The following is a 26,893-nucleotide window of genomic DNA, read 5'->3' as shown; positions in this document are numbered from 1 at the left end:
CCGCGCGGCTTCGCGCCGAATGGCACGGTTATCGCTAAGTAACGGTTGGGCAACGGGGTCACGTGAGACGGACGCCGTTCAGCGGATCGACTGCTGACGACACCGTCCACGCTACCGGCACGACGCACGCTGCGGCAGTGAATTGCCGCAGCAATGCCGCAAGGCATGCGCGCGCCGGTAGCGGCATGCACGCGGGCGCCCGGACAACCGGGCAGCCCACGCACCGTGACGCGCTGCATGGCCGGCTCCGAGCAATCGATGGAGATGACGCGGACGAGGAGCGCCATGTCGTTGGGGAGAGATGTGATGAGAACCATAACATTCAATCAGTACAGCTACGGGATGATGAGACGTGCGGCATTGCTGTCGATTGCTGCGGGAATCATGCTGACACCGCACCGCGCACACAGTGCGCCTGCCGACGACGCGCTCTCGAAGTGGGTCGTCGCCGTCTCGTTGCCCGATGCGCCGTTACCGGCGAGCGGCGCCACGCCGGTCGCGGTCATCGCACAGAGCGACGGTGCGGGCGCAGGTGCGGGTGCAGGTGCGGGTGCTGCCGATGCATCGGCCGGTATCACTACCGCCGATGCGGACGCTGCTGCAGTCTTCGCGCCGAAGGAGTGCTCCGGCAAGAACGGCGACTGCACGCCGAACGGCGGTCGTGGCGGCGGGTCGTCGGGATCGTCGGGCGCGGGAGCCGGTAGCTCGAGCGGCAGTTCGAGCAGCGGCGGTGGAAGCGGGAACGGTGGTGGTAGCAGCGGCGGAGGTGGCAGTAGCAGCGGTGGTGGCGGTAGCAGCGGTGGTGGTAGCAGCGGTGGCGGCGGTAGCAGTGGCGGCGGTGGTAGCACTGGTGGCGGCGGTAGCACTGGTGGCGGCGGTAGCACTGGTGGCGGCGGTAGCACCGGTGGCGGTGGCGGCACCGGCGGTGGTGGTAGCAGCGGCTGCGGATGCGGCAGTAGCGGCGGTCCGAGCGGCGGCCCCAGCGGCGGCGGTTTTGGTGGAGGTTTCGGCGGCGGATTCGGCAGTGGCAAGGGCGGTTTTGGTGGGATGGGCGGCGGCTTCGGCGGAGGTTTCGGCAAAGGCGGCGGCTTCGGTGGGGGTCATGGCGGCGGCTCCGGCGGAGGCAACGGCGGCAACGGTGGTGGCAACGGACATTAGATCCTCGCGACGGCGCCCCCGCGCCGTCCACCACGACGAAATCTCGGCAGAACGCGGCCCTCCCGGCCAGCGTCGGCGGTGACGTTGCGATCCCCCGGTCCAACGTCACCGCCGGGGGCCGGGACCCCCGGGCACGAATCGGAAACGATAGCGACGGCCGGCGCGCGCACCGCCGGCCGTCCACGGCCCTTCCCTCTTGAGCAGTAGCAGAGACAATCGGCGGTGCAGATGCAACGCGCACTGCACTACAGCACACGCATCGCGGCATCCGCATCAGACCGGCAGGAACCAAACCGCGTCGCGCGCCTCATACGAGATTCAACGATCGATATGAGGACACCACACATGCACAGAAACGTCCCCCTCGCTTCGTCGCGCGCGATTGCCGCGCTGCTGATGGCTACAGCCGTTGCGCTCGCGCCATCGCTCGCTACTGCGCAAACTGCGGCGCAACCCCAGGCACAAGCGACTACGGCGCAGGCTGATTCAGCCGCCCCGCCCGTCGATCCCAGCTTCTCCGCGTGGTCGCTTGCGCAGTTGTGCCGCCAGCAGGACAACGCCGCGCACGGTCAATGTGTCGGCGCGATTCGCGGCATCATCCATGGGTATCAATACGGTGTGCTGTTCCTCGGTCAGCGTGCGTCGCTGCCGGCCAATGAAACGCAGCGCGTATCGCTGTGTCTGCATGGCACGTCGGTGTCGTCGATCGTCGACGAGTTCGTCACCGACGCGGGCCAGGTCAGCGAAGACTCGCTGAAACGCACGCCCGCCGAAGTCGCGGTGCTCGGCTCCGTGCACATGCACCACGCATGCAGCTAACCACGTCGTACCGCAAGCGACCGCTCACAGCATTTCGAGCGGCCGTTTGCTGCGCGGCGGTCTGAAGTGCGCATCGATTCGCGCGCACTCGCTGGCATCGAGCCGCAGCTCGAGTGCGCGATGGTTGTCGCGCACGTGATCGATCTGCCCTGACTTCGGAATCGCGAACACGCCGGGCTGTTGCAGCACCCACGCGAGCGCGACCTGAAACACCGAGACGCCGCGTGCATCGGCGATGTCGTCGAGCGGCGAGCGCTTCGGCAGCCGTGCATGATCGACCGGGCTGTACGCCATCGCCGGGATGCTGCGCTCCGCGAGCCACGGCAGCAGATCGAACTCCGCTCCGCGACGCGCGACGTTATAGAGAATCTGATTGGTCGCGCAGCGCTCGCCGTCGGGCACGCTGACCAGTTCTTCCATATCGTCGGTGTCGAAATTGCTCACGCCCCAGTGACGGATCTTGCCGTCGCGACGCAGCGCCTCGAAGCCCGCGACGGTCTCCTCCAGCGGAATCGACCCGCGCCAGTGCAGCAGATACAGATCGAGCCGATCGGTCTTCAAACGCTTCAGGCTCTGCTCGCACGCCGCCTGCACGCCGCGTTTGCCCGCGTTGTGCGGATACACCTTGCTGACGAGAAACACCTGGTCGCGCAACCCGTCGAGCGCTTCGCCGAGCAGCGATTCGGTCGCGCCGTCGCCGTACATCTCAGCGGTATCGATCAGCGTCATGCCCAGCTCGATGCCCGCGCGCAACGCCGCGATTTCCGCTGCGCGCTGTGCGCGGCGCTCGCCCATTTCCCACGTGCCCTGCCCCAGCTTCGGAATGCGCTCGCCGTCGGGCAGCGCGACGCTGGGTAGCTCGGTCGTCGTCATGTCGTCTCCGGTTGATAACGGTGCGGTTGCGGTTCCGTCTGTCTCGCTTGACGCGAGACCGCAGCCATCGTTCACCGGTTCAGTGTAGCCGCTCGTCCGGTGCGCGAGCGGGTCGCACACAAAAGCCCGCTATAACGGGACGCGCCGATGTCATAGAATTGCCGCTTGCCCTTCTACGTGCGTCTTATGAACTCTGCCTCGGAAGACCGCTGGCGCGACCTGCGCCCGGACCCGGAAAGCGATACGCCGCTGTATCTGCAACTCGCGCGCAAGCTCGGCCATGCGATTCACGAAAACCGCTGGAACGCGGGCGAGGCGCTGCCTTCGGAGCGTGTGCTGTCGGAAGCGCTCGGCGTATCGCGCATCACCGCGCGCAAGGCGATTGCGCTGCTGGTCGAGCAAGGGCTGATTCGTCGGACGCAAGGCGCGGGCAGCTTCATCACGCCGCGCTACGAAGATCCGCTGTCGCGGCTGTCGAGTTTCAGTGAAATGCTGCGCCGCCGTGGCTTCACACCGAGTTCGCAATGGCTGTCGCGTGAAATCCTGCCGGCTAACCGCGATGAAGTGATTCAACTGGGGTTGTCGCCGGCCGCGGCTGTGACGCGGTTGCGCCGTCTGCGGCTCGCCGACGGCATCGTGATGGCGGTCGAGAACTCGACCTTCCCTGCTTCGCTGATTCCCGATCCGCAGTCGATCGGCGATTCGCTGTACAGCTATCTCGAACAGCGCGGGCTGTCGATCGTGCGCGCGCTGCAGCACTTTCGCGCGGTCAACGCGAACGAGGAGATCGCGCAGCAGATGAGCATCGCGCAGAACGAAGCGCTGCTGCTGATCACGCGAGTCGGCTATACCGCCGATCAGCGCGCGATCGAACTCACCGATACGTATTGCCGGAACGATTACTACGACTTTGTTGCGGAGTTGCGGAAGTAGGGGATTGAGGCGACGCGGTGCTTGAAGCAAAGCCGCGCTCGAAGCGATGCGATACTTGAAGCGATGCGGTGCTCGAAGCGACGCGCCGCCCGAAGTAGCACGTCAATCCTCCCAACGCGCATCGTCGTACCCCACCGGCACCGGCGGCCGCGCGAAGAACGGGGGCGTTTCCGTCAGCCGTTCGGCCGGCTGCGTGCCGAGCACGCGGCCGAACGGCGACTCGACGGTTTCGACACAGTCCGCGACATCGTCGAGCGTGACCTCGGGCGCGCGCCAGCCGTCCTCGATCTGCCCCATCGACTGCAACCAGCGTCCCGTCTGCGCAAGCGACACGCGCACGTGCCAGCTACCGCCTTCGGTCGCGCGTCGAGCGAGCGCGACCATCGCGCCGAACGCGGCCAGATAGCCGGTCGCGTGATCGAGCGCCTGACACGGCAGATGCTTCGGCGCATCGGTTCCCGCCGCGCGACTCTCGGTCCACGCGATGCCGCTCGCGGACTGCACGAGACTGTCGAACCCACGCCGCCCGGCCCACGGCCCGGTATGCCCATACGCGCACACCGACACATAGACGATCCCCGGCCGCAGCCGCGCCAGCTCGTCGGGTCCGAAGCCACGCGCCGACAACGCGCCCGGACGATACGCCTGCAGAAACACGTCAGCATCGGTGGCGAGTTCACGCAACTGCGCACGCGGCGCCTCGTCGCGCAGATCGAGCGTGGCCGAGCGCTTGCCGCGCCCGAGATCGATCACGAGCGGCGCGATGTTCGGCAGATGCGGACCGTTGATCAACAGCACCTGCGCACCATGCTGCGCGAGTGCGCGCCCCGCCACCGGTCCCGCGATGATCCGCGACAGGTCGAGCACGCGCACACCCGCGAGCGGCCGGTCGAGGCCGCTTCGGCCCGGCGGCTCCGCCGGTGCATCACCAATCCGCTCGATCTCGAAGAGCGGCAGATTCGCGATCGCCTTCGCCTGATCGAGCGCGGCCCACTCGCGTGGTGAGCGGATCAGCGCCGCGCACAGACCTGCATCGGCGAGCGTCTGATCGAGCGCCGCACCGTCCCAGCCGCGAATCGCATCGGCCACCGCCGTGCGATCGTTCGCGCAGCCGAGCACGTTCAACACGCCCTGCAGATGATGCGGAAAATTCGTGTGCAGCTGAATCCAGCGGCCGTCGCGCGTTGCATAGAAACCCATCACCGGATCGCGCAGCGCAGGCGGCGGTCCATCGTTCACGCGCAGATAACGCTCGCTGCGAAACGCGGCGAGCGCACGACGCATGTCGACCTCTACGCGCTGCCGGCGACCGGTGCGCAAGCGCAGGCATTCGGCGGCGGCGAGCCCGGTCGCGGCAATCGTCGCGGCGGCCAGCGTGCCGACGCGATACACCGACGGCAACGCGGGATCGTCGCCTGAGATGGACACGGTATCGAGTGTCGCCGGGTCGCATGCGGCGGCGGTCCATAGATGATCGAGAGCAAGGAGAGGTGTCATGGCTGGCATCCCATCAGCAAGAGCAGTACGAGATAAGAGAACGGCTCCGAGTCTAGAATTCCGCGCCATCTCGATCAATCTTGATTAAGATAATCAACATAGATCGATTTCTCCTGTTTTCTCGCTGCCTTATATATCGATGCCCAGTCACCTCACCGCGACCGAAGCTGCCGAAGCGCTCGGCATCAGCCTGTCCACGCTCTACGCGTATGTGAGCCGCGGCATGCTGCATTCGACTCCCGATGCGCACGGCCAGCGCCGTCTCTACGATGCGGCCGAAGTGCGCACGCTCGCGCGCCGCAAGGCCGACGGCAAGCGCGCGGGCAAGGTCGCGCAGAAGGTGCTGGACTGGGGCGTGCCGGTGCTGGAGTCGTCGATCACGTTGATCGCCGATGGCCGCTTGTACTACCGGGGCCGCGATGCGGTCGACCTCGCGCGAACCGCGACGCTCGAACAGGTCGCCGCGTTGCTGTGGGACTGTTCGCCGCGTCGCGTTACCGACGCACCCGCGCCGCGCGAAGGTCCGCCGTCGCCGACGCAATGGGCAGCATGGCTGAAGCTGTGGAGCGACAGTGCACCGCTCGACCGCGCGCTCGTGTTGTTGCCCGCAGCGGCCGCGCAGATGCCGCGCGTGTGGGCGCTCGGCCGCGATGCGCAACTGGACACTGCGTGCACGTTGATGCGCTTCGTCGCCGCCGCGATGATGTCGAGCGCACCGTCGGGCGACCCGCTGCATCGCCAGCTTGCCGCCGCGTGGGGCGTGCGCAACCGGCAGCAGGTCGATCTGTTGAGGATGGCACTCGTCGCGTGCGCGGATCATGAGTTGAATGCGTCGACGTTCACCGTCCGCTGCATCACGTCGACCGGCACGCATCTGTTCGGCGCGGTGACCGGCGGCCTCGCCGCGCTCGCGGGGCCGCGTCACGGCGGCGAGACCACGCGCGTCGCTGCGCTATTCGATGAAGCCGCGCGCGCCGCCGATCTCGACCGCTTCCTCGGCACGCGTCTCGCGCATCACGAACACGGTGCGCCGGGTTCGGTGCTATCGGGCTTCGGTCATCCGCTGTATCCGGACGGCGATCCGCGCGCCGCGCTGCTGCTCGACGCGCTCGTTCATTGCGCGCCTACGCGCTCACCGCTGCCGGGCATTCTCGCGCTCGCGCGGAGCGTGCACGAAATCACCGGCACGCAGCCGACGCTCGACTTCGCGCTCGCCGCGATCGAACGCGTGCTCGGTCTGCCGAAAGATTCGGCGTTCGTGCTGTTCGCGGTGGGCCGCACCGTCGGCTGGATCGCGCACGCGATGGAGCAGACCACCGACGGCCGGCTGATCCGGCCGCGCGCCCGTTACGTCGGCGAGCATCCGGCGGACTAGGCCGTACGCAACCAGCGCGGAAACCAAGCCGGCAACGTCCACGTGCCACGCCGACGCGAACGCACCGGCGCACCGGCACTCGCCTCTTCGAAAGCCAGCGCGACGCGCGCATCGAGACGACCCGCGCTGATCCACGCCAACGCCCCGCGCGGCAGACGGAACGACTCGCCGGACGCGAGCCAGTGATCCCGTTCATCGCCTTCCACGGTCAGCCAGATCTCGCCGGCCATCACCTTCACGATAAGCGGTCGGGCGGCGCGCCACGCGGCCGCCGGCTCGCCGTGTTCGAGTTCGAAAGTACGGATTTCGCGCATCGCCATTCTCCTTGCTGGGTTCTCTGGTGGAATCATTATTGTCGTGAGAGGATCTAAAACACATGCACAGTTCCGGACAGTTTCAACGGAACTGTGCAGTTGAAAAACCGGACAGTTGCGCGTTTGTCCACTGTTCGCTGCCTCTCGTGTCATCCGCCAGGAGCCGCGCATGAAACTCCCTCTCGAACTCGATCGCGACAACGGCGTGCCGCTGACCGAACAGATCGTCAGCGGCGTGCAGGCCTGGATCCGCTCGCGCGCCGCGCATCCCGGCGCGAAGCTGCCGTCGATCCGCCAGCTCGCGAGCGATCACGCGATCAGCCGTTTTCCGGTGATCGAGGCATACGACCGTCTGGTGTCGCTCGGCTACGTCGATTCGCGGCCGGGGTCCGGCTTCTACGTCGCCGAACGGCCGCGCACGACGATGTCGACCAGCATGGGCACGTCGGACCCGCGCCGCGCCGAGGAGGAGTCGGGGCACATCAGCCAGCAGTTCAATCATCCGGGCGAATCGCTGAAGCTCGGCACGGGCTTCGTTCCGGAATCGTGGCGCGACCTGGAGAGCATCGGGCAGGCGATCCGCCACGTGTCGCGCGCGGACCCGTCGAGCCTGATCGACTACGCGACGCCGCTCGGCAACCTGGCGTTGCGCGAGCATCTGCAAGCGCGTATCGCGCAGCTCGGCATCGTGGCCGACCCGTCGCAGATCCTGATCACCGAAGGCGCGAGCCAGGCGCTCGACCTCGTGATGCGCTACCGTCTGAAGTCCGGCGACACGATGTTCGTCGAGGACCCCGGCTACTACAACCTGAACGGCCTGCTGAAGCTGCACGGCGTGAACATCGTCGGTATTCCGCGCACGCGCACCGGTCCCGATCTCGACGTGCTGCAGGCGCAGCTGCAACACCATCGACCAAAGCTGTTCTTCATCAACACCGTCTTCCACAATCCGACCGGCACCACGGTATCGCCGCCGGTCGCATTCAGGCTGCTGCAGCTCGCGCGCGAACACAATTTCACGTTCGTCGAGGACGACATCTACGCGGACTACCAGACCGATCCGACCGATCGCCTCGCGACGCTCGATCAGCTCGAACACGTGATCTACGTCGGCGGGCTGTCGAAGACGCTGTCGTCGTCGCTGCGCGTCGGGTATGTCGTCGCGAGCCAGGAGATCGTCAAGGATCTCGCCGACATCCGCATGTTGACGAGCATCGGCGGCTCGCGCTTCGTCGAGGCCGTCGCGCTCGCGCAGCTCGAACGCGGCGCGTACCGGAAGTATCTCGAACGGCTGCGGCGCCGGATCCGCGAGGCGATCGGCACCACCGTGCAGACGCTCGAGAACTGCGGCTGGGAAGTGTTCGAAAAGCCACTGGGCGGCACGTTCGTGTGGGCTCGCGTGCCGGGTATCGACGACGCGGAGCAACTCGTCGCGTGCGGCGAACCGCTCGGCGTCACGGTCGCGCCCGGCCGGTATTTCCGGCCGCATGCGGAGGCGAGTCCGTGGATCCGCATCAATGTGGCGCTCACGAACGATCCGCGCGCGCAGACCTTTTTCGCGGCCGCGGCCGCGCTCGCCAAACGCCAGGCAACGGTCGCATAGACGAAGGGGAGATGAAGGCAACGCACCGCGTGGGAAGACCGCGCGCTATCGTTGCCCGACGCTTTTCCCTAGAATGTGGGCAGCCCGTCAGTCCCATCCATTCGAAGCGTCACATCCCGGCCGTGCGTCGATCCGGCGCCTACTCCCATGTCCACGCCCTCTCCCGCCGTCGCTCCGTCTTCCCGCTCGCTCACGGTGATGCTGTGGCTCGCCGCGACCGGCTTCTTCATGCAGGCACTCGATTCGACCATCGTCAACACCGCGCTCCCCGCGATGGCGACGAGTCTCGGCGAATTGCCGCTGCGGATGCAATCGGTCGTCATCGCGTATTCGCTGACGATGGCCGTGATGATCCCGGTCTCCGGCTGGCTCGCGGACAAGCTCGGCACCCGACGCGTGTTCTTCAGTGCGATCCTCGTGTTCACGCTCGGCTCGCTGCTGTGTGCGAACGCGCATACGCTGACGCAACTGGTGATCTGGCGCATCGTGCAGGGCGTGGGCGGCGCGATGCTGCTGCCGGTCGGGCGGCTGTCGATACTGCGCACGTTTCCCGCCGAACGCTATCTGTCCGCGCTGTCGTTCATCGCGATTCCCGGCCTCGTCGGACCGCTGATCGGCCCGACGCTCGGCGGCTGGCTCGTCAAGATCGCGTCGTGGCACTGGATCTTCCTGATCAACGTGCCGGTGGGGATTGCCGGTTGCATTGCGACGTTCATCTACATGCTCGACAGCCGCAACCCGGACACCGCGCGCTTCGACATGAAGGGCTACGTACTGCTGGTGCTCGGCATGCTGGCGATCTCGTTCGCGCTCGACGGCCGCACCGAGCTCGGCATCCAGCACGCCACCGTGCTCGTGCTGCTGATCCTGAGCCTCGCGTGCTTCGTCGCGTACGGGCTGCACGCGGCGAGCGCCGCGCAGCCGCTCTTTCCGCTCGAGCTTTTCAAGATCCATACGTTCAGCGTCGGCTTGCTCGGCAATCTGTTCGCGCGGATCGGCAGCGGCGCGATGCCTTACCTGATTCCGCTGCTGCTGCAGGTGAGTCTCGGCTATACCGCGTTCGAAGCCGGCCTGATGATGTTGCCCGTCGCCGCCGCCGGCATGACGTCAAAGCGGATCGTCACGCGGTTGATCACGAAATACGGCTATCGACGCATCCTCCTCGTCAACACCGTACTGGTCGGCCTCGCGATGGCGAGCTTCTCGCTGACGAACATGGCGCAGCCGCTGTGGCTGCGGATCGTGCAGCTCGCGTTCTTCGGCGGCGTCAACTCGATCCAGTTCACCGCGATGAACACGCTGACGCTGAAGGACCTCGGCACCGGCGGCGCGAGCAGCGGCAACAGTCTGTTTTCGCTGGTGCAGATGCTGTCGATGAGTCTCGGCGTGACGGTGGCCGGCGCGTTGCTCGCGACGTTCACCGGACTGATTCCGCGCGTCACCGAAGCGAACTCGCTGCCCGCATTCCACGCGACGTTCCTGTGCGTCGGCATCATTACCGCGGGGTCGGCGTGGATCTTCGCGCAGCTCGCGCCGGACATTCGTCGCGCGACGAAAAGGACGGATCCGTCGGAGCGGACGTGATGCTGCGGGTCGGGTGTGGGCGTTCGGGCTGACTGTCGGCGTGTTGGGTGTGCCCCGGCGGCCTGACCGTCAGCATGTTGGGTGCATGCGTCCGGCCGCGCTGTCGTTCAGACGCAGTTGTGATGAAGTTCGCATGCCCGCGCGCCTGCGTGCCGCGCCTATGTGCCGCGCCTGCGTGCCGCGCTTACGTGCAATACGCAGGCGCAAAGCGCACCATCGCTGTGCGGGCGTGGTGCATGACGTCGCGCGCAAAATGGCACCTGACGCTACGCAGCACGCGTAAACGCGAAGCCCGCGCACGCGGCGGCGGGTTTCTCCATGCGCATGTTTCTTGCTGACCTATCCTGTAAACTTGTCCGCAGCGTCCGCGCTATTTCGCGACTTCGCACGTCGCCATCACCCGACCGACATGATGAGCATGATCGACCTCGACCCACCTGGCTTTCAGCCGCCGCGCCCGATGGCCGGCGACGAAGGCTCCCGGCGCACCGTGCTGTACGGCGGCTACACGGTTTTCAGCGTGTTCCAGCCGGTGTTTTCGGTGTCGCATCGTCGCGCGATCGGCTATCACGCGTCGCTGCGCGCACACGACGAGCACGCGCAGCAGGTGCCGTCGCACGAGGTGTTCACGCAGGCGGCGCGGCGCGGCGATCTGCTGGAACTCGGGCGGCTCGCGGAATCGCTGCATCTCGGCAACTTCAATGCATTCGACAGCCACGACGAGTGGCTCTTCCTGAATCTGCACCCCGCCGCGCTGATGGACACCAGCTACGGCGACGCGCTGCTCGCGAGCCTGAAGGCGCTCGGCCTGCCGCCGCAGCGCGTGGTGCTCGAAGTGTCGGAACAGGCCGGCGGCGAAACGACGCGCTTCGCGGAGATCGTCGACGCGCTGCGCAAATCGGGCTTCCTGATCGCACTGGACGGCTTCGGCGCGAAGCATTCGAATATCGATCGCGTGTGGCAGCTGCGGCCCGACATCGTCACGCTCGACCGCTGCATTCTCGCGCAGGCGAGCGAGCATTCGCACATCGAACGCGTATTGCCGGGACTGGTGTCGCTGCTGCACGAGTCGGGACAGCTTGTGCTGATGGGCGGACTCGCAACCGAACGCGACGCGCTGATCGCACTCGAATGCAACGTCGATTTCGTGCAGGGCGCGTATTTCGCGGGACCGAGTGTCGAGCCGGTGAAGCCGCAGACGGCGGCGGGTCTGATGGATGCGCTGTCGGCTGCGCTACGCGAACGCGTGGCCGCGCGCGAACGTGCGCAGGTGAAGCGTCTCGCGCCGTACGTCGCCGCGCTCAAACAGGCGAGCGTACAGCTCATCGGCGGTGCGACCGTCGCGGATGCGACCGCGCCGCTCCTTGCGCTCGGCGAAACGGCGCGCTGTTTTCTGCTCGACGGTTCGGGACGGCAGATCGGCGACAACGTGTTGCCACCCGGTCGCTCGTCGCAACGTGCGAAACGCTTCCGGCCGCTGCTGCATTCGGAAGGCGCAAGCTGGGAGCGTCGGCCGTATTTCATCGAAGCGCTACGCGCGCCCGGCAAGGTGCATGTGACGCCGCCGTATCTGTCGATCAACGAAGCGCACCTGTGCGTGACCGCATCGATTGCCGCGCAGACCGCGCACGGCACGCAGGTGCTATGCGTCGATATCAACTGGGAAGTTGCTGCACACCGTAACTGACGGACGCATCGTCTGCGTACGAATGCCTCGCAGCAGGCGTTGCACCGCGCGCAGGCCGAACCTCGCATTCAATACGTACAGCGTCGCGGCATCCGCGACGAGTTGCAGCTCCGCGATACTTCCGTCGTCCGCCGCCCACATCTCCAGCACACCGACAATCTCGCCATCGCGCAGCAGCGCAAGCTCGCGCACGCCACGCATCGACACAGCCTGCGCCGTGCAACCGTCGACGCGTTCGACGAACGCCTGCGCGGTCAGCGCATCGTCGTGCTCGTCGAACCGCTGCGGCACATGACCGACGAGCCGCAGCACGCGCTCGCTGTCCTGCGCGTCGATTGCGGCACGCAATGCATCGACGAGCCGACGATGCGCGGCCGGATCGGCTGCAGGCAACGGCGCGCCCGCACGCTGCAGACGATGCTTCGCGCGATGCACGATCTGGCGGCAGGTCGACGACGGCCGGTCGAGAATCTTGCCGATCTCGACGAAATCGCAATCGAACGCTTCGTGCAGCACGAGCGCCGCGCGCTCTTCGGGCTTCAACCGTTCGAGCAGCAAACGCACCGCATCGGAAATTTCCGACATGTGCAGCGCGAGCGCTTCCGCCGACGGCGCGAGATCGTCGAGCCACGGCGGCAGCGTGCCGTCAGTTTGTAGCGCGCGCTCGAACTGCCGGTGTCGCAGCCGGTCGATCGCGAGACGCGTCGTGATCGTCGTGAGCCACGCGACTGGCGTACGCACGTCGTCGGCGCTCGCGAAGCGCCACTTGAGCCACGCATCCTGCACGACGTCCTCAGCCTCCGCGCGGCTGCCGAGCAGCCGGTATGCGAGCGCTTGCAGCCTTGCGCGCGCGGCGTCGAACACGGTGGTGGAATCGTCTGCCTGCTCGGTTATCTGCGTCATTCGTGACCTCTCTACATCGGTCGATATGTCGTTTAACGCGCCCGCAGGCGCCCGCTCGCTTGACGTTCGACGCGCGGCGAACGTGACACCCGCGCGCAAAAATTTTTTCGTCACGCGGCACCCCACTCCCGCGTCATGCGGATGAAACCCGTGCTGCGAACGCAGCGACGGGACACTCACCCGCCATTGCGAGGAACGCATGCCATTTCATCCCTCATCCGTTTCCGGACTCGGCCTCGTGCCGACGGTCATCGAACAGTCCGGACGCGGCGAACGCGCTTACGACATCTACTCGCGGTTGCTGCGCGAACGGATCGTGTTTCTGGTCGGCCCGGTCAACGAACAGTCGGCGAGCCTGATCGTCGCGCAACTGCTGTTTCTTGAATCGGAGAACCCGGACAAGGACATCTCTTTTTATATTAACTCGCCGGGCGGTTCGGTCTACGACGGCATGGCGATCTACGACACGATGCACTTCATCAAGCCCGACGTGTCGACGCTGTGCACCGGTTTCGCCGCGAGCATGGGCACGTTCCTGCTGGCGGCCGGCACACGCGGCAAACGCTTCGCGTTGCCGAACGCGCGGATCATGATCCATCAGCCGTCGGGCGGCAGCCAGGGAACCGCCGCCGACGTCGAGATCCAGGCGAGGGAAGTGCTGTTTCAGCGCGAGCGGCTGAACGCGATGCTCGCCGAGTGCACCGGACGAAGCATCGAGCAGATCGTCAAGGACACGGACCGCGACAACTTCATGTCGGCGGAAGAGGCGAAGACGTATGGGTTGATCGACGATGTGCTGGCGCATCGGGATGCAGCGATGGCGGCTGCGGCCGCGCATGAGAATACTGAATAGCGCTCGCAGTTCTATCCACTCGACCGGGCCGCGCTCGTTGCGGCGAGATGCGCGGCCAGCGGCCCCTGCCAACTCACACGTCAATCCGCGAGCAGCCCTGCCTCTCGCGGATTGACTTCGACCAGCCCGAATCGAGACACCCGACCTGATAAAGTCAAATTTAGCATCAATTGATTCAAATAAACAATTTGAATCATGATGCAGCGCGGCATACCATTCGATGCAACGAATACGGACAGCGCACAGCCTGCGCGAACGGTCCGTCACGAACGATTGCGAATTCAGGGAGCCGCACCATGTCAGCCGAAAACGAACGCCGTCCAGCCTCCGTCGACGAACCCCGTTCGCTCGCGGGATTCGCGGCGGTCACGGTGCTGACCGGCATCGGTGCGGGGCTCGGCGGCATGGCGCTCGCGCTGTTGCTGCATGCGATCCAGCACGTCGCGTACGGCTACAGCGTCGCGCATGTGATCAGCGCGGAGAGTTTTCTCGAAGGCGTGACGGACACGGCGCCGCTGCGTCGTCTGATCGTCGTGTCGATCTGCGGACTGATCGCGGGCGGCGGCTGGTGGGCGCTGTATCGCTATGGCCGGCCGCTCGTCGGCATTCGCAAGGCGATGAACAGCGACGACCCGCGGATGCCCGGCCTGAGCACGACGATTCATGCGCTGCTGCAGATTGTCACCGTCGCGATGGGCTCGCCGCTCGGCCGCGAAGTCGCGCCGCGCGAAATCGGCGCGGCGTTTGCGGCGTGGCTGTCGCGCCGCGCGGGACTGTCGGTGGCGGATCGACGGATCATGGTCGCGTGCGGTGCCGGCGCCGGTCTCGCCGCCGTGTACAACGTGCCGCTCGGTGGCGCGGTGTTCGTACTCGAAGTGCTGCTCGGCACGTTCGAGTGGACAGTCGTCGTTCCCGCGCTCGCGACGTCGGCGATCGCAGCAGTGGTCGCGTGGATCGGGCTCGGCAACGAACATCAGTATCAGGTGCCGCAGTTCACGCTGAACGCGCAACTGGTGGTGTGGTCGATCGTGTGCGGGCCGCTGTTCGGTGTGGCCGCGTATGCGTTCACGCGCCTCATGAGCCATGCCCGTTCGCTCGCACCGAAAGACCAGCGCCTGCCGGTGTTGACGCTGCTCAATTTCGTCGTGATCGGCGTGCTCGCGATGTCGTTGCCGCAACTGCTCGGCAACGGCAAGGGACCGGCCGGCCTCAGCTTCGACAGTCACCTGACCGTCGGCCTCGCCGCGACACTGCTCGTGCTGAAGGTCGCGATCACCGCAAGCACGCTGCGTTGCGGCGCCGAGGGCGGATTGCTCACACCGGGTCTCGCGAACGGCGCGTTGTTGTCGCTCGTGATCGCCGGCCTGCTGAATCCGCTGTGGCCCGGCATGCAACCGGGCGCATTCGCGGTCGTCGGTGCGGCATCGTTTCTTGCTGCGTCGATGCAGATGCCGATCACCGCAGTCGTGCTGATTCTCGAATTCACACGGGTCAATCACGACATGTTGATTCCGATGCTGCTCGCGGTCGGTGGATCGGTGAGCACGTACAAGCTCGCGGCGCGCTGGTTCCCTTCGTCGCTGCCGGCTGCGAAACAACCGGAACCTGCGATGAGAATCCGCCGCACGATCTGACGCGATCCGCAGATCTGCGGATCCACACGCATGGCGCGACGTGTAACCCGCGTCACGCCATTCTTATTCCAGATTTTCAAAGTATTTTTTGTACGCGAATGTAGCGCGTAAAAATACTGCACGTCCCACGCTTTTTTCAAAATTTCGGGAATATCCAGGCGAGAGTCGATGTTCACTCAAATGAACACAGCAGTCGTCTCTCACCACTCAGGAGTTCCAAATGAAAAAGCTTTCGTTCATCGCACTGTCCTTCGTTGCCCTCGCTTCGGCAAGCGCATTCACCAATGCATCCGCACAGGAAAAGACCCGCGCCGAAGTGCGTCAGGAACTGATTCAGGCGGAGAACAACGGGTCGCGTCTCGTCACCGACACGTCGTACCCCGACGTCAATCCGATCTTCGCGCAGCAGCTCAAGCATCAACAACAGCAGCAAGCGCAAACGCAAGGCGCAGTCGGCGCACAGACCGCCGGCACGAGCAGCAGCGGCATGCGCATGGGAACCGATGCGATGACCGAGTGCGTCGGCCCTGTCAGCTATTGCTCGGTGTATTTCGGCAGCTGATGCGAACGCGCATCGATCGCGCCGATCACGCGGATCGCGCCGATCACGTATTACCCTGGCTCCACGCAGGCTTCCGGTTCGGGTGAACGCCCCACCCCGGCGGCATGGCGCTGGCTGCCTGTCGCTCAATCGATACCGGAAACCTTCATCATGAAAACGCTTATAGCCATTGCACTGACCCTCGGTGCCTGTACCGCCTCCATCAGCTCGTTCGCGAGCACGACCGCGCCGCTCACGCGTGCGCAGGTCTACGCCGATCTCGTACGCGTCGAACAGGCGGGTTACACGCCGAGCTTAGGCGACGATGCCAATTACCCCGAAGACATTCAGGCTGCGGAAGCGAAAATCGCTGCGGAAGATTCAGCCGCTGCCACTGCGCAAAACGCAGCGAATGCGCAAGGTGCGGTTGGCGGGACGACTTCGAATGGCACTTCGCAGGCAGGGGCGTCGACGTATTGATGTGCGCTCCGATAACGTCAAGGCATGCACGTCCGCTCGTGCATGCATGACGCTTGCGATGGCGCAGCGTCGTCGCGGGTCGCCGGATTGAACTGCTGACTCTCGGCAATCGAGACGCGAGTCCAGCGCGCGTTACGCTGCGACACGATGCGCAGTCATTTCACCCAAAGCGAAACAACCACCCCACTGCATCGATAAGAATTTCTTTTGGGCCCCACCAGTTATCGTCGCTTGTTGCCGGTTCCCGACGACGCGACAATGCCTCGTCCTCCTCATCGGCCCAATCGATCCGTCATGTCCAGAAACGCGCCACGCATCAACAAAATACTATTGCTGCTCACGTGCCTGTGGGCCACACACAGCTACGCGGCGGGGAACGCAGACTCGTCGCCGCAGACGCGCGCGATCGATGCAATCGTCCAGCCGTTGCAGCAGAAATACGCGCTGCCCGGCGTCGCGGTCGCGGTCACCGTCGACGGCAAGCAATCGTTCTACAACTATGGCGTGATGTCGAAGGCGACTGACGAAGCAGTCACGCCGCAGACGCTCTTCGAAATCGGCTCGTTCAGCAAGACTTTCACCGCGACGCTCGCGTGCTACGCGGAAGTGGACGGCAAGCTTTCGCTTTCGGACAACGCGAGCAAGTACCTGCCCGCATTGCGCGGCAGCCCCATCGATCACGTCAGTCTGCTGAATCTCGGTACGCACACATCGGGGCTGCCATTGTTCGTGCCGGACAGCATCACGAACAACGATCAGTTGATGGCCTACTTCCGCGCATGGAAACCGGAGCATCCGATCGGCAGCTACCGGATCTACTCGAATCTCGGCATCGGCATGCTCGGCATGGCGGCCGCGGCCAGCCTGAACCAGCCATTCGACGATGCAATCGAAAAGCGGTTGCTGCCCGAACTCGGCATGACGCACAGCTACATCAACGTGCCCGCGAACGAAATGAAGCGCTACGCGCAGGGCTACACGAAAACCGATGCGCCGGTCAGAGTGAATCCCGGCATGCTGTCGTCAGAAGCGTATGGGCTCAAATCCAGTACGTCCGATCTGATCCGTTTCCTCGACGCGAACATGCAGGTCGTGCCTGTGAACAACAAGCTGCAACGCGCGATCGCGTGCACGCATACCGGCTACTACAAGGTGGGCAAATTCGTTCAAGACATGGTGTGGGAAGAGTACCCGTACCCGATGGCACTCGACACGCTCGTCGAAAGCAACAGTCCCGATGCGATTTTCAAAGGCTCGCCGGCCACTGCGATCACACCGCCGTTGCAGCCTCAACAAGCGTATCTGCTCGGCAAGACCGGTTCGACGAACGGCTTCTCGACTTACGCCGCGTTCGTGCCGGGGAAGAAAATCGGTGTCGTGATACTCGCGAACAAATCGTACCCGCTCGACGCGCGTGTCACCGCCGCGTACGAAATCCTGAATTCGCTCGATGCTGGTAGCAAGCCTTAAAACCGGAGCCGTCGTGACACACTCTCTTCGTTTCCTTGCCCTCGTCGTCGCTGCGATGGCCGCGCCGCTCGCGCAGGCAGCCACCATCGCAGCCTCCACCGCACCCGCCGCGAAAGACACCGTCGTACTACAGCGAGTACCCGTTCCGGGCACCGATCGCGAGATGGGCATGGGCATCGCCGAGTTCCCTCCGAACGCCGCGAAGCCGCGACATAAAGCTACGGGCCCGGAAGTGTTCTACGTGCTCGAAGGCGAGGTGACGGTGCAGATCGAAGGTCAGCCCGCGCGTGTCGTGCATGCGGGCGAGAGCGTGAAACTCCCTGCGAACGTCGTGCACGTAACGACAGCAGGACCGGCCGGCGCGAAAGTCGTCGCGACATGGGTGTGGGTGCCGGGCAAGCCTTTCAACATCGCGGTGCCGGATTAACGTCGCGGGGGGACATCGGCATCAATCCGACGATTCGTGAATTAATTTCATTTTCCTGCGGAAGAGACAGCGATCAAGATGTGACAGCCCTGAGGAGACGGAACCCCCATGAACATCACCATTCTTGACGACTACTTCGACACCGTTCGTCACCTGCCCAGCTTCCGCAAGCTGGACGGTCACACGGTAACGGTATGGAACGACCACGTGCAGGACGTCGATGCACTGGCCGAACGACTGCGCGACACGGAGGTACTCGTGCTGATCCGCGAGCGCACGCAGATCCGCGCGCCGCTGATCGCGCGATTGCCGAAATTGCGTTTGATCAGCCAGCGCAGCGTCTTTCCGCACATCGACATCGATGCGTGCACCGCGCAAGGCGTCATCGTTTCATCGAATCAGCACGCCGGCACGCCGTCGTATGCGGCAGCCGAACTGACGTGGGGTCTTGCCATCGCGGCGATGCGCCAGATTCCGCAGCAGATGCGTTCGCTGCAAACCGGCGGCTGGCAGATCGGCGTCGGCCGCAGTCTGCATGGACGCACGCTCGGCATCTACGGTTATGGCCGCATCGGTGCCGAAGTGGCGCGCTACGGCGCCGCGTTCGGGATGAAGGTGCTCGTGTGGGCACGCGAGGCGTCGCTGCAGCAGGCTCGCGAAGACGGTTGGGACACTGCGCCGGACAAGCAGACGTTCTTCGAATCGTGTGACGTGCTGTCGCTGCATATGCGGCTTGTTAAGGACACCCGCGGCATCGTCACCGCCGATGACCTCGCCCGGATGAAACCAGACGCACTGCTGATCAACACAAGCCGCTCCGGACTGATCGTGCCGGGCGCGCTCGAACACGCGTTGCAGGCAGGCCGCCCCGGCATGGCCGCCGTCGACGTGTTCGACGAAGAGCCGCTACGCGACCCGCAGCATCCGCTGCTGCGCATGCCGAACGTCGTGTGCACACCGCACATCGGCTACGTCACCGAGGACGAGTACGAGGTGCAGTTCTCCGATATCTTCGATCAGGTCGTCGCGTATGCGGACGGGCATCCGGTTCATGTGGTGAATCCGGACTCGCTCAACAAGCACTAACGGAACGATTGCCGGAAGCTAAAAAGCAGAAAGCCCTCTTGATAGAGGGCTTTCTTTTTCACTACCGTCTGCCGACGTGACTCACATCAGCATGAACGCACACGCGGTTTAATCCTCGCTCTTGCCGCTCTTCAACTGCGGCAGCACCGATGCATCGCTGGCCGACAGCAAACCGATCTGCGAATAGACGCGCAGCTTGTCGCGCGTGTCGGTGATGTCGAGGTTGCGCATCGTCAGCTGGCCGATCCGGTCGCGCGGCGAGAACGTCGACACGACCTTCTCCATCGACAGACGCTCCGGTTGATACGTCAGGTTCGGCGACTTCGTGCTGAGAATCGAGTAGTCGTTACCGCGACGCAGTTCGACCGTCACTTCGCCGGTGACCGCGCGCGCGACCCAGCGTTGTGCGGTTTCGCGCAGCATGATCGCTTGCGGATCGAACCAGCGGCCTTGATACAGGAAGCGGCCAAGACGGCGACCGTTCTCGCGATACTGCTCGATCGTGTCTTCATTGTGGATGCCCGTGACGAGACGCTCGTACGCGATGTACAGCAGCGCGAGGCCCGGGGCTTCGTAGATGCCGCGGCTCTTCGCCTCGATGATCCGGTTCTCGATCTGGTCGCTCATGCCGAGGCCGTGACGCCCGCCGATGCGGTTCGCTTCCAGAAGCAGTTCGACCGAATCCGTGTACGTCTTGCCGTTCAGCGCGACCGGATGACCTTCTTCGAAGCGGATCGTCACTTCTTCCTTCGCGACCTGCACGTCGTCGCGCCAGAACGCGACGCCCATGATCGGGTTGACGATCTTGATGCCGCTTTCGAGGCTTTCGAGATCCTTCGCTTCATGCGTCGCGCCGAGCAGGTTCGAATCGGTCGAATACGCTTTTTCCGCCGACATCTTGTACGCGAATCCTGCCTGACGCATGAACTCGGACATCTCGGCGCGACCACCGAGTTCGTCGATGAACTGCTGGTCGAGCCACGGCTTGTAGATCTTCAGATCCGGGTTCACAAGCAGACCGTAGCGGTAGAAGCGCTCGATGTCGTTGCCCTTGTACGTGCTGCCGTCGCCCCAGATGTTGACGCCGTCTTCCTTCATCGCGGCGACCAGCATCGTGCCCGTGACCGCACGGCCGATCGGGGTCGTGTTGAAGTACGTGACGCCTGCGGTCGAAATGTGGAACGCGCCGGATTGCAGTGCTGCCAGGCCTTCCGCGACGAGTTGCGCGCGGCAGTCGATCAGTCGGGCGCCTTCCGCGCCGTATTCGGTCGCGCGGCGCGGGATCGAATCGTAGTCGTCCTCGTCGGGCTGGCCGAGGTTTGCTGTGTACGCATAGGGCACGGCGCCCTTGAGACGCATCCAGTGCAGTGCCGCGCTGGTGTCGAGGCCACCGGAGAAGGCGATGCCTACCTTCTGGCCCGTCGGAAGATTTTCAAGAATTGTGCTCATGACTGGAATCGATGAATCTACGTGAAAAATCGGGTTCGGCTCCGGGTGTCGGCGCTGATCCGGCGCGAGCGAGGCTCGGCGGAACATGGCGCGAACGGCTGTTCGACTGTCGTGCGCGCTTGAACGGACTGGTCGCCCGGCACCCTGCCCGAGGATAGCCGGCAGGTCAGCAATAATACCGCGAAAGGCGGGGCGCTCCGGCGGCGCGCTGTGTCGGGCAGTCTGGATGATGGGGAAATGGCGGTCCGGCTTGGGTCCGGAGTCCGGCGCCTGGTTGAGAGAAGCGCGTCGCGCGCGCTCAGTCGGAATTATCGGTATGCGCCATCGTCGCCGGAATCCACGCCATGTCGCTGCCCGCCAGTGCGCGCTGCCCGTACACGGCAACCGACTGCGCGAGCCTCTCGATATCGATCGCGTCGCCGTGGTCCGCACGCGCGGTCTTGAGCCCGGGATCATGCAGTTCGGCCGACCGCACGACGTACCGTCCCAATGACGTGACGCGTCCCGGCAGTGCCACCACGAGCATCGTCGCGACAGACCGCGCGATGACCTGCTGCGCGTCCGCGGTCATGTCGAGGCTCGCAGCACCACCGACCTCGGCGGCCAGCAGCAACGCGAACGCTCGCCGCTTCACGCGTTTCTGTAGTGCGCTGACCAGCATCAAAACCGCTAGCTACTTCGCATCAGGCGCCTTCACCGCATACGAAATACGCCCTGCCGGCAAAAAGAACAGCGCAATCACCGCCCCACCTTTGACCTCCGGATAATGATGGCTTCCAGGCGCCGGCGTGGTCCAACCGCCATAACACCAGCCGTTCGGACCCGCGAGTGCCGCGCCTTCGTTAAGCGGTATCACCATGTTGAATTCGCCATACGGGTGAGCGTGATAATCGCCACGGAAACTGTCCTCCGGATTAGCCTGAGTATTCCCGACGCTATCCATGTAGACCGTCGTGATGCTGAATCCGAAGGTCGCCTCCGAAGGATCGACCAACCGGGCGCGACGATATCTCCGGCCCTCGACCTCGACGTTGGCAGCCCACCCTTCCTCTTCGACGCCGACACGGATCAAGTGGGCTACTTCTCGATAGAACTCGCTGTCCGTGCCGTACTTCGTGTTGAGCCATTGCTCGACTTCGGCGCCGGTCGTCATGTCTTTGACCTCGGCAAGAAAGGGCAGGCATCGCGCGATCAACTCGTCTTTGCTGCTTGAAATTTTGCTGTGTTCCATATGCGTCCTCATCCGGTATGCGGTGGATCGGGTGCGTGGCACCTTCAACGATGCATGCATGGTCACGCGGCTTCATGTATGCCGTTTGAGCAAAATGCCACGGCCACCGCAACGAAGGAAGCGACAACCCTGCAAGGTGATAATGCCGCGCATGCAAGAGCTGACTCGCGGCCAGTGAACAACAGTATTTCAACGATCGCGGCATGTTCAATATCGTGTTGAAACCGCGTACCCGGCGACAGTAAAACGGCAGTGCTCACCGTCAGTAGAAACGTTCCCGACCCAGCGTAAGATGGCCTCAACGCAACGTGACCCGGATGGAACGCATGAACCTCGCGAGGATCGATCTCAATCTTTTGCGCGTATTCGATGCGATCTTTGAAGACCGCAACCTGCTCCTCGCAGGCAAGCGGCTCAACCTCAGTCAGTCTGCGATCAGTCACGCGCTCGGTCGACTGCGCGACGTACTCGAGGACGATCTTTTTGTGCGTACCGCAAAAGGGATGCAGCCTACCGCTCGAGCGGAAGCGATGGCCATGCCGCTGCGCAATGCACTCCAGCAGATCCAGAACGCACTGGGTAACGAACCGTTCCTGCCGAAGGTGGCAAGCCGCGATTTTGTGGTGGCCGCGAACGACTACATGACCATGCTGTTGCTCAGCCGTTTGAGTCGACGGCTGAGTGCCGAAGCGCCGATGGTCAATCTGATCATCAGGCCGTCGACGAGACTCGATCTCGCCGAACAGATCGATCTCGGCCGGATCGATATCGCGATCGGAATTTTCGCGGAGGTGCCGTCGCGATTTCAATCGATGCTGGTGTGGAAGCACACCGAGCTTCTGGCGATGCGTCAGGACCATCCGCTCACTGCACGGACCATCACGCCGGAAGACCTCCTGAATTACCCGCTCGCGACCGTTTCGCTGGGTGGGCGCGAGGAAGGCGCGCTAGGCGGATTTATCCTGGAGCGAGGTCTTGCACGGCAATCGGAAATGTTCGATCGACAGGCGCTCGAAGATGCCTTTGAGCATTCTCCGACGCATCCGCGCATGCGCATCTCCGTCGCTCATTCGCTAGCGATTCCGTCGTTGCTGCGTGATAGCGACATGCTGGCCATCGTGCCTTCTCCGCTTGGGTTCGAATTCGAGCGCAGCGGCGAACTGTGCACGCGCCCCGTTCCCTATCCCGCACCTGATTCATGTGTGCGGGCAGCATGGCACGCACGCAATGACCAGGACCCCGCGCTTCAGTGGCTGCGGACGCAGATCGCCGATGTCGCCGGCCAGGTCCGATGCTAGGCCCATCCTGTCTGCTGCAACTTCGTCTTGCAGTTTTTTCATCGCGATCGGCAGTTTTTCTGTGCCATCATCGACGCCGACATGCGGATGGCAACGTCGCAGGGTCACCGTCGAGACGAGACAGCGGCGAGTGACGGTGGTGTCTGGAGAACTGAATTCGGAACAGGCAACCGTACTCGCTTGAAGCGGCACTTCTAAAGCAGGATGTCGGGTTCACCACCATGCTCACCGACCGCGCGTCACCCCCACACGCTCAACCCCCGAGCATCGCCGACGATCGCATCCTGTGCGCCCGCGTTGAGCGACGAAGTGAGCGGCGAAGCCGCTACGCAGATCCGGCAATCGTTGTGCAGCCGGCTCGCGGTGCTCAATGCATCGGACAGTGAACAGACCCGTCGGTCCATGGAACCGTGCGCGGCTCCACTACGTGAGCCGCCGACACGTCATAGCATCGACGGTCCCTTCTGACGGCACAGCCCTGGTCTCGTCAACTGGGGCTGTGTCCTTGTGCCGTCCACCCAATGCGCGATAACACACACACGCATCCCTCTTAGCAGCGTCTCTCGTTTGCACACGCAGCCACTCCGCCCCGGCAATACGCGACAACGCAACAGCCAACGTCATCGCGTCTCGATTATTTCGCGGCGCCGACTCTCGCTCACCGTGCGACCGACTTAACGCCTGGAATGCCTGAAACGCCTGGCGCCGATCGCGGGCCATGCCGTGCCGTTCAAATCGGCTCGCGATGTTCGGTGAACCAGCCGCCGTCGACAACGATCGGCGCATGCCAACCAACGCGCAGCGCCGCTACGCGCTGCCGGACATCCTGTCGATCGACGAAGCGAACCGGCAAGAAAATGAATCAAGGTCGACCCGATGGAGTGCAATAGCCGGGTCACCTGAATCATCACTATTCAAATTAGTTTTGCAGTGGAGCGGTAATGGACCGGTTTCAGGAAATGCAGGTGTTCGTGCGGATCGCCGAGCGACAGAGCTTCACGCAGGCGGCCGAGGATCTGCAGATTCCGCGCGCGACGGTAACGAACCTGCTGAAGCGAATGGAACGACGTCTTGGCACGCGGCTACTCGAACGCACGACACGCACCGTGCGGCTCACGCCCGACGGCGACGCGTACTACCGATGCTGCGTCCGCCTGATTGCCGATCTCGAGGAAGCCGATGGCGCATTTCGTCACGCCGCGCCGAAGGGTCTGCTGCGCGTGAATCTGCAGGGCACGCTTGCACGGCATTTCGTGGTGCCGGTGCTACCTGAATTTCTCGATCGCTATCCGGACATCGATCTGCACATCGGCTCCGACGACCGGCTGGTCGATCTCGTGCGCGAAGGAATCGACTGTGCATTGCGTGCAGGGTATTTGCCGGATTCGTCGATCGTCGCGGTGCGGGTCGCGTTGATGGAACAGGTGACGGTCGCGAGCCCTGGGTATCTGCAACGTTTCGGTGTACCGGACAGTCCCGACGCGCTGGCAGGACATCGTGCGGTGAACTACGTATCGAGCACGACGGGCAAGAACATGCCGTTCGAATTCCTCGCCGACCGAAGCGTGACCGAGATCGCGATGCGCGGCGTGGTCGCGGTCACCGGTGCCGATCTCTATACCGCCGGCGCGGTCGCGGGCCTCGGCCTCGTGCAGGTGCCGCGCTACCGGATCGCCAGTGAACTGGATGAAGGCCGGCTCGTCGTCGTGCTTCCCGAGTTTCCACCACCGCCGATGCCGGTGTCCGTGCTGTATCCGCACAGCCGGCAATTGTCGTTACGGGTTCGTGCGTTCGTGCAATGGATGCGCGACGCGTTCGCGGCACCGTCTAATGGCGGGTGGATGGTGCCGGACACATCGCGGGCGGTGCGAAGGTAGTGGGCGAAAAGCGCGTCGCTCAAGACCCATGCAGCAGTACGTGCACTCGACTCATCGAAGCCTAACGCCCCGACTCACCATCAGCAGGCGCCCGATGCAGATAGAGCACATCCTGATCGACGGGAATAAGATTCTGGCCGCCGTCCACGACGAAGTCGACGCCCACCATGCTCGGTAAGGTCAACATCTGGATCGCCTCGGCCACATCGCGTGGCCCCACTGCTCGGCCGATCAGGTTCGAGCGCGTGGACGCGTATTCGAAGTCCCGTTGGGTCTGGTTGTCGCTCGGCAACATGAGTCCAGGAAAGACGGCGTTGACGCGCAAAACCGGCTGAGCGCTGATCGCGAGCATTTTCGTCAGGTTTCCAATCGCCACCTTGCCGACCGTGTAGCTGAAATGGTCCTTGTGAAAATTGTCGCGGATCTTCTGATCGACAACGTTGACCACGGTTCCCGTCGCACCCGCAGCAGCCGCTTTGCGATAGAAGGCCTGAATAAGCAGAATCGGCGCGCGACAGTTCACTGTCCACGCATCGTCCAGAAGCTTCAGCGAGAAATCCGGAAAATGCTCCTGCGCAAACACGGACGCGTTGTTCACCAACAGGTCCAGTCGCTGGAATTCCCGGTACGTGACATCGATCAGATTGTCGATATCGACGGCCTCGCGCAAATCGGCGCGCACCGCAATCGCACGGGCACCTTGCCGCACCGCTTCGTCCACCACCTCGCGCGCTTCATTTTCGGACCCGTGGTAATGCACCACGACGTCATAACCTTTTTCCGCGAAATAGCAGGCGAAGTCCCGCCCCGCTCGTTTCGCTGCGCCGGTCACCAATGCGACAGGACGATTCACTCAATTCTCCTAAAAGCAGTTACGCGCGATAGCGCCGACGCCAGGTCTTCGGCTACGCGTTCAGCACATCGGCAGGCAGTTGCTGCGCGAACTCGTGATACCCGAGCGATTCATCGCTGCGCGCCTCGAACAGATCATTGATCCTGCGCCACCGGCGAAAGAGTACGAGCGTGTCGTCGTGTCCCTGCTTCGACATCGCCGGGACACCGCTCTCCAGACGCTCGATGATGCCGCTGTATTGCTCGCTGATATCGCGGCGAACCGTGACGGTGCTGCCCGATCGCAGGTTGCATTGATACGACGCGCCGCGAATGACGGGGATCGAACCGCCTGCGCGATCGATTGCCTCGCACGTGTGCAGAATGTCCTGCGCGAACGTGGTCTGCCATTGCGGATGCTGATCACGTCGGCCGATCGCGTGCATCGAGCCGAACTGGCGTGCGAACACAGGAATGGTCAGCGTATCGAACGCTTCGCCAATCGCTCTCACGACATGACCCGTGTGATCGACGTAACGGGTCGACGCGGTGACGACAGGATGCGTCTGCAACTCAGCGCGCGCGGCGCCGATAAACGACGGGTCCAGCAGGTCATCGTCGTCGAGCGTCGCGACCCACGTGCCCCGCGCGATCGCGAGACCGCGGTTCCGCGCGCGGCCCGCGCCGGTATGCGACTCGCTCGTGCGAACCACGCGGATGCGTGTATCGCGCGCTTCGAGATGCGTGTAGTCGGCGCCGTCGTCCGGCGAGACGATCATCTCCCAGTCGGGACAGTCCTGCGTCAGCAGCGAGTGGATTGCGCGGTCGAGCAAAGGCCCGGTGTTGAATGTCGCGGTGATGACCGAGATGATGCCAGCGGTGTCCATGTCGTCGCTCGTGAGCCATGAATGCGGATGCGAAGCGGGTGCTCCACGTAGCCCGGTAATATAGCCTGGGTCGTGCGAGGTCA

Annotated in this window: 26 protein-coding genes; 16 read left to right on the top strand and 10 right to left on the bottom strand. The window is 64.0% G+C overall.

All coding sequences use genetic code 11. The features are described 5' to 3' along the window. Window positions 1-306: 306 nt before the first annotated feature. Both E1748_RS31465 and E1748_RS13005 read left to right on the top strand, forming a co-directional pair. Window positions 307-1,158 carry a hypothetical protein gene (locus tag E1748_RS31465; protein ID WP_166653558.1) on the top strand — a complete coding sequence of 284 codons (852 nt, stop codon included), beginning with the start codon at window positions 307-309 and terminating at the stop codon, window positions 1,156-1,158. Window positions 1,159-1,503: 345 nt separating this feature from the next. Beyond that, window positions 1,504-1,977: a hypothetical protein gene (locus E1748_RS13005; protein ID WP_133647649.1), complete on the top strand. Its 474-nt coding sequence runs from the start codon at window positions 1,504-1,506 to the stop codon at window positions 1,975-1,977. A gap of 24 nt (window positions 1,978-2,001) precedes the next feature. On the opposite strand, the gene E1748_RS13000 is transcribed toward E1748_RS13005, so the two are convergent. After that, the gene (locus E1748_RS13000) at window positions 2,002-2,850 is read right to left on the bottom strand and encodes an aldo/keto reductase (RefSeq protein ID WP_133647648.1); all 849 of its coding nucleotides are present in this window, start codon (window positions 2,848-2,850) and stop codon (window positions 2,002-2,004) included. 186 nt (window positions 2,851-3,036) lie between these two features. Here E1748_RS13000 and E1748_RS12995 point away from each other — a divergent pair, with 186 nt between their 5' ends. Further along, window positions 3,037-3,783, top strand: a complete 747-nt coding sequence (locus E1748_RS12995) for a GntR family transcriptional regulator (protein ID WP_133647647.1) — start codon at window positions 3,037-3,039, stop codon at window positions 3,781-3,783. Between the two features lie 102 nt (window positions 3,784-3,885). Here E1748_RS12995 and E1748_RS12990 read toward each other — a convergent pair whose 3' ends face one another. Beyond that, a complete protein-coding gene (locus E1748_RS12990) occupies window positions 3,886-5,280 on the bottom strand; it encodes a CoA transferase (protein ID WP_133647646.1) in 1,395 nt (464 codons plus the stop codon). A 139-nt stretch (window positions 5,281-5,419) separates the two neighbouring features. On the opposite strand from E1748_RS12990, the gene E1748_RS12985 reads away from it, so the two are divergent. Further along, window positions 5,420-6,655 carry a citrate/2-methylcitrate synthase gene (locus E1748_RS12985; protein ID WP_133647645.1) on the top strand — a complete coding sequence of 412 codons (1,236 nt, stop codon included), beginning with the start codon at window positions 5,420-5,422 and terminating at the stop codon, window positions 6,653-6,655. Here the strand turns inward: E1748_RS12985 and E1748_RS12980 are convergent. Beyond that, window positions 6,652-6,969: a DUF2917 domain-containing protein gene (locus E1748_RS12980; RefSeq protein ID WP_133647644.1), complete on the bottom strand. Its 318-nt coding sequence runs from the start codon at window positions 6,967-6,969 to the stop codon at window positions 6,652-6,654. The genes E1748_RS12985 and E1748_RS12980 overlap by 4 nt on opposite strands. A gap of 169 nt (window positions 6,970-7,138) precedes the next feature. Between E1748_RS12980 and E1748_RS12975 the strand changes: the two genes are divergently transcribed. The 3 genes from E1748_RS12975 to E1748_RS12965 all read left to right on the top strand — a co-directional run bounded on the left by E1748_RS12975 (window position 7,139) and on the right by E1748_RS12965 (window position 11,843). Next, entirely contained in the window at window positions 7,139-8,572 is a 1,434-nt protein-coding gene (locus E1748_RS12975) for an aminotransferase-like domain-containing protein (RefSeq protein WP_133647643.1), read from the top strand. 147 nt (window positions 8,573-8,719) lie between these two features. After that, window positions 8,720-10,156 carry a multidrug transporter subunit MdtD gene (mdtD, locus tag E1748_RS12970; protein WP_240766595.1) on the top strand — a complete coding sequence of 479 codons (1,437 nt, stop codon included), beginning with the start codon at window positions 8,720-8,722 and terminating at the stop codon, window positions 10,154-10,156. 412 nt (window positions 10,157-10,568) lie between these two features. After that, window positions 10,569-11,843, top strand: a complete 1,275-nt coding sequence (locus E1748_RS12965) for an EAL domain-containing protein (protein ID WP_133649343.1) — start codon at window positions 10,569-10,571, stop codon at window positions 11,841-11,843. On the opposite strand, the gene E1748_RS12960 is transcribed toward E1748_RS12965, so the two are convergent. Next, window positions 11,799-12,746 carry a sigma-70 family RNA polymerase sigma factor gene (locus tag E1748_RS12960; protein ID WP_133647642.1) on the bottom strand — a complete coding sequence of 316 codons (948 nt, stop codon included), beginning with the start codon at window positions 12,744-12,746 and terminating at the stop codon, window positions 11,799-11,801. The genes E1748_RS12965 and E1748_RS12960 overlap by 45 nt on opposite strands. A gap of 199 nt (window positions 12,747-12,945) precedes the next feature. Between E1748_RS12960 and clpP the strand changes: the two genes are divergently transcribed. The 7 genes from clpP to E1748_RS12925 all read left to right on the top strand — a co-directional run bounded on the left by clpP (window position 12,946) and on the right by E1748_RS12925 (window position 19,237). Further along, the gene (gene clpP / locus E1748_RS12955; RefSeq protein ID WP_133647641.1) at window positions 12,946-13,599 is read left to right on the top strand and encodes an ATP-dependent Clp endopeptidase proteolytic subunit ClpP; all 654 of its coding nucleotides are present in this window, start codon (window positions 12,946-12,948) and stop codon (window positions 13,597-13,599) included. 296 nt (window positions 13,600-13,895) lie between these two features. Further along, a complete protein-coding gene (locus E1748_RS12950; protein WP_133647640.1) occupies window positions 13,896-15,233 on the top strand; it encodes a chloride channel protein in 1,338 nt (445 codons plus the stop codon). A gap of 220 nt (window positions 15,234-15,453) precedes the next feature. Further along, window positions 15,454-15,795 (top strand): DUF4148 domain-containing protein, encoded by a 342-nt coding sequence (locus E1748_RS12945; RefSeq protein WP_133647639.1) that lies wholly within the window; start codon window positions 15,454-15,456, stop codon window positions 15,793-15,795. A 150-nt stretch (window positions 15,796-15,945) separates the two neighbouring features. Continuing rightward, complete coding sequence (locus tag E1748_RS12940; protein WP_133647638.1) at window positions 15,946-16,254, top strand: DUF4148 domain-containing protein; 309 nt, start codon at window positions 15,946-15,948, stop codon at window positions 16,252-16,254. A 294-nt stretch (window positions 16,255-16,548) separates the two neighbouring features. Beyond that, a complete protein-coding gene (ampC, locus tag E1748_RS12935) occupies window positions 16,549-17,724 on the top strand; it encodes a class C beta-lactamase (RefSeq protein ID WP_133647637.1) in 1,176 nt (391 codons plus the stop codon). A gap of 13 nt (window positions 17,725-17,737) precedes the next feature. Beyond that, the gene (locus E1748_RS12930; RefSeq protein ID WP_240766587.1) at window positions 17,738-18,151 is read left to right on the top strand and encodes a cupin domain-containing protein; all 414 of its coding nucleotides are present in this window, start codon (window positions 17,738-17,740) and stop codon (window positions 18,149-18,151) included. Window positions 18,152-18,259: 108 nt separating this feature from the next. Continuing rightward, window positions 18,260-19,237: a D-2-hydroxyacid dehydrogenase family protein gene (locus E1748_RS12925; protein ID WP_133647636.1), complete on the top strand. Its 978-nt coding sequence runs from the start codon at window positions 18,260-18,262 to the stop codon at window positions 19,235-19,237. 108 nt (window positions 19,238-19,345) lie between these two features. On the opposite strand, the gene argG is transcribed toward E1748_RS12925, so the two are convergent. The 3 genes from argG to E1748_RS12910 all read right to left on the bottom strand — a co-directional run bounded on the left by argG (window position 19,346) and on the right by E1748_RS12910 (window position 21,917). Beyond that, window positions 19,346-20,686, bottom strand: a complete 1,341-nt coding sequence (gene argG / locus E1748_RS12920; RefSeq protein ID WP_133647635.1) for an argininosuccinate synthase — start codon at window positions 20,684-20,686, stop codon at window positions 19,346-19,348. A gap of 298 nt (window positions 20,687-20,984) precedes the next feature. Further along, window positions 20,985-21,347, bottom strand: coding sequence for a hypothetical protein (locus E1748_RS12915; protein WP_133647634.1), 363 nt, complete (start codon window positions 21,345-21,347; stop codon window positions 20,985-20,987). A 12-nt stretch (window positions 21,348-21,359) separates the two neighbouring features. Beyond that, complete coding sequence (locus E1748_RS12910) at window positions 21,360-21,917, bottom strand: 4-hydroxylaminobenzoate lyase (protein ID WP_133647633.1); 558 nt, start codon at window positions 21,915-21,917, stop codon at window positions 21,360-21,362. A 326-nt stretch (window positions 21,918-22,243) separates the two neighbouring features. On the opposite strand from E1748_RS12910, the gene E1748_RS12905 reads away from it, so the two are divergent. After that, window positions 22,244-23,215, top strand: a complete 972-nt coding sequence (locus tag E1748_RS12905) for a LysR family transcriptional regulator (RefSeq protein WP_133647632.1) — start codon at window positions 22,244-22,246, stop codon at window positions 23,213-23,215. A gap of 239 nt (window positions 23,216-23,454) precedes the next feature. Here the strand turns inward: E1748_RS12905 and E1748_RS31460 are convergent, their stop codons facing one another. Then, window positions 23,455-23,619, bottom strand: coding sequence for a hypothetical protein (locus E1748_RS31460; protein WP_166653557.1), 165 nt, complete (start codon window positions 23,617-23,619; stop codon window positions 23,455-23,457). Between the two features lie 537 nt (window positions 23,620-24,156). On the opposite strand from E1748_RS31460, the gene E1748_RS12895 reads away from it, so the two are divergent. Next, a complete protein-coding gene (locus E1748_RS12895; RefSeq protein WP_133647630.1) occupies window positions 24,157-25,092 on the top strand; it encodes a LysR family transcriptional regulator in 936 nt (311 codons plus the stop codon). A 61-nt stretch (window positions 25,093-25,153) separates the two neighbouring features. On the opposite strand, the gene E1748_RS12890 is transcribed toward E1748_RS12895, so the two are convergent. After that, window positions 25,154-25,945: an SDR family oxidoreductase gene (locus E1748_RS12890; RefSeq protein ID WP_133647629.1), complete on the bottom strand. Its 792-nt coding sequence runs from the start codon at window positions 25,943-25,945 to the stop codon at window positions 25,154-25,156. 52 nt (window positions 25,946-25,997) lie between these two features. Continuing rightward, window positions 25,998-26,810 (bottom strand): glycosyltransferase family 2 protein, encoded by an 813-nt coding sequence (locus tag E1748_RS12885; protein WP_166653556.1) that lies wholly within the window; start codon window positions 26,808-26,810, stop codon window positions 25,998-26,000. Window positions 26,811-26,893: the final 83 nt, after the last annotated feature.

Source organism: Paraburkholderia flava, assembly GCF_004359985.1.
Lineage (GTDB): Bacteria > Pseudomonadota > Gammaproteobacteria > Burkholderiales > Burkholderiaceae > Paraburkholderia > Paraburkholderia flava.
This window is presented reverse-complemented; position numbering and strand designations above follow the sequence as displayed.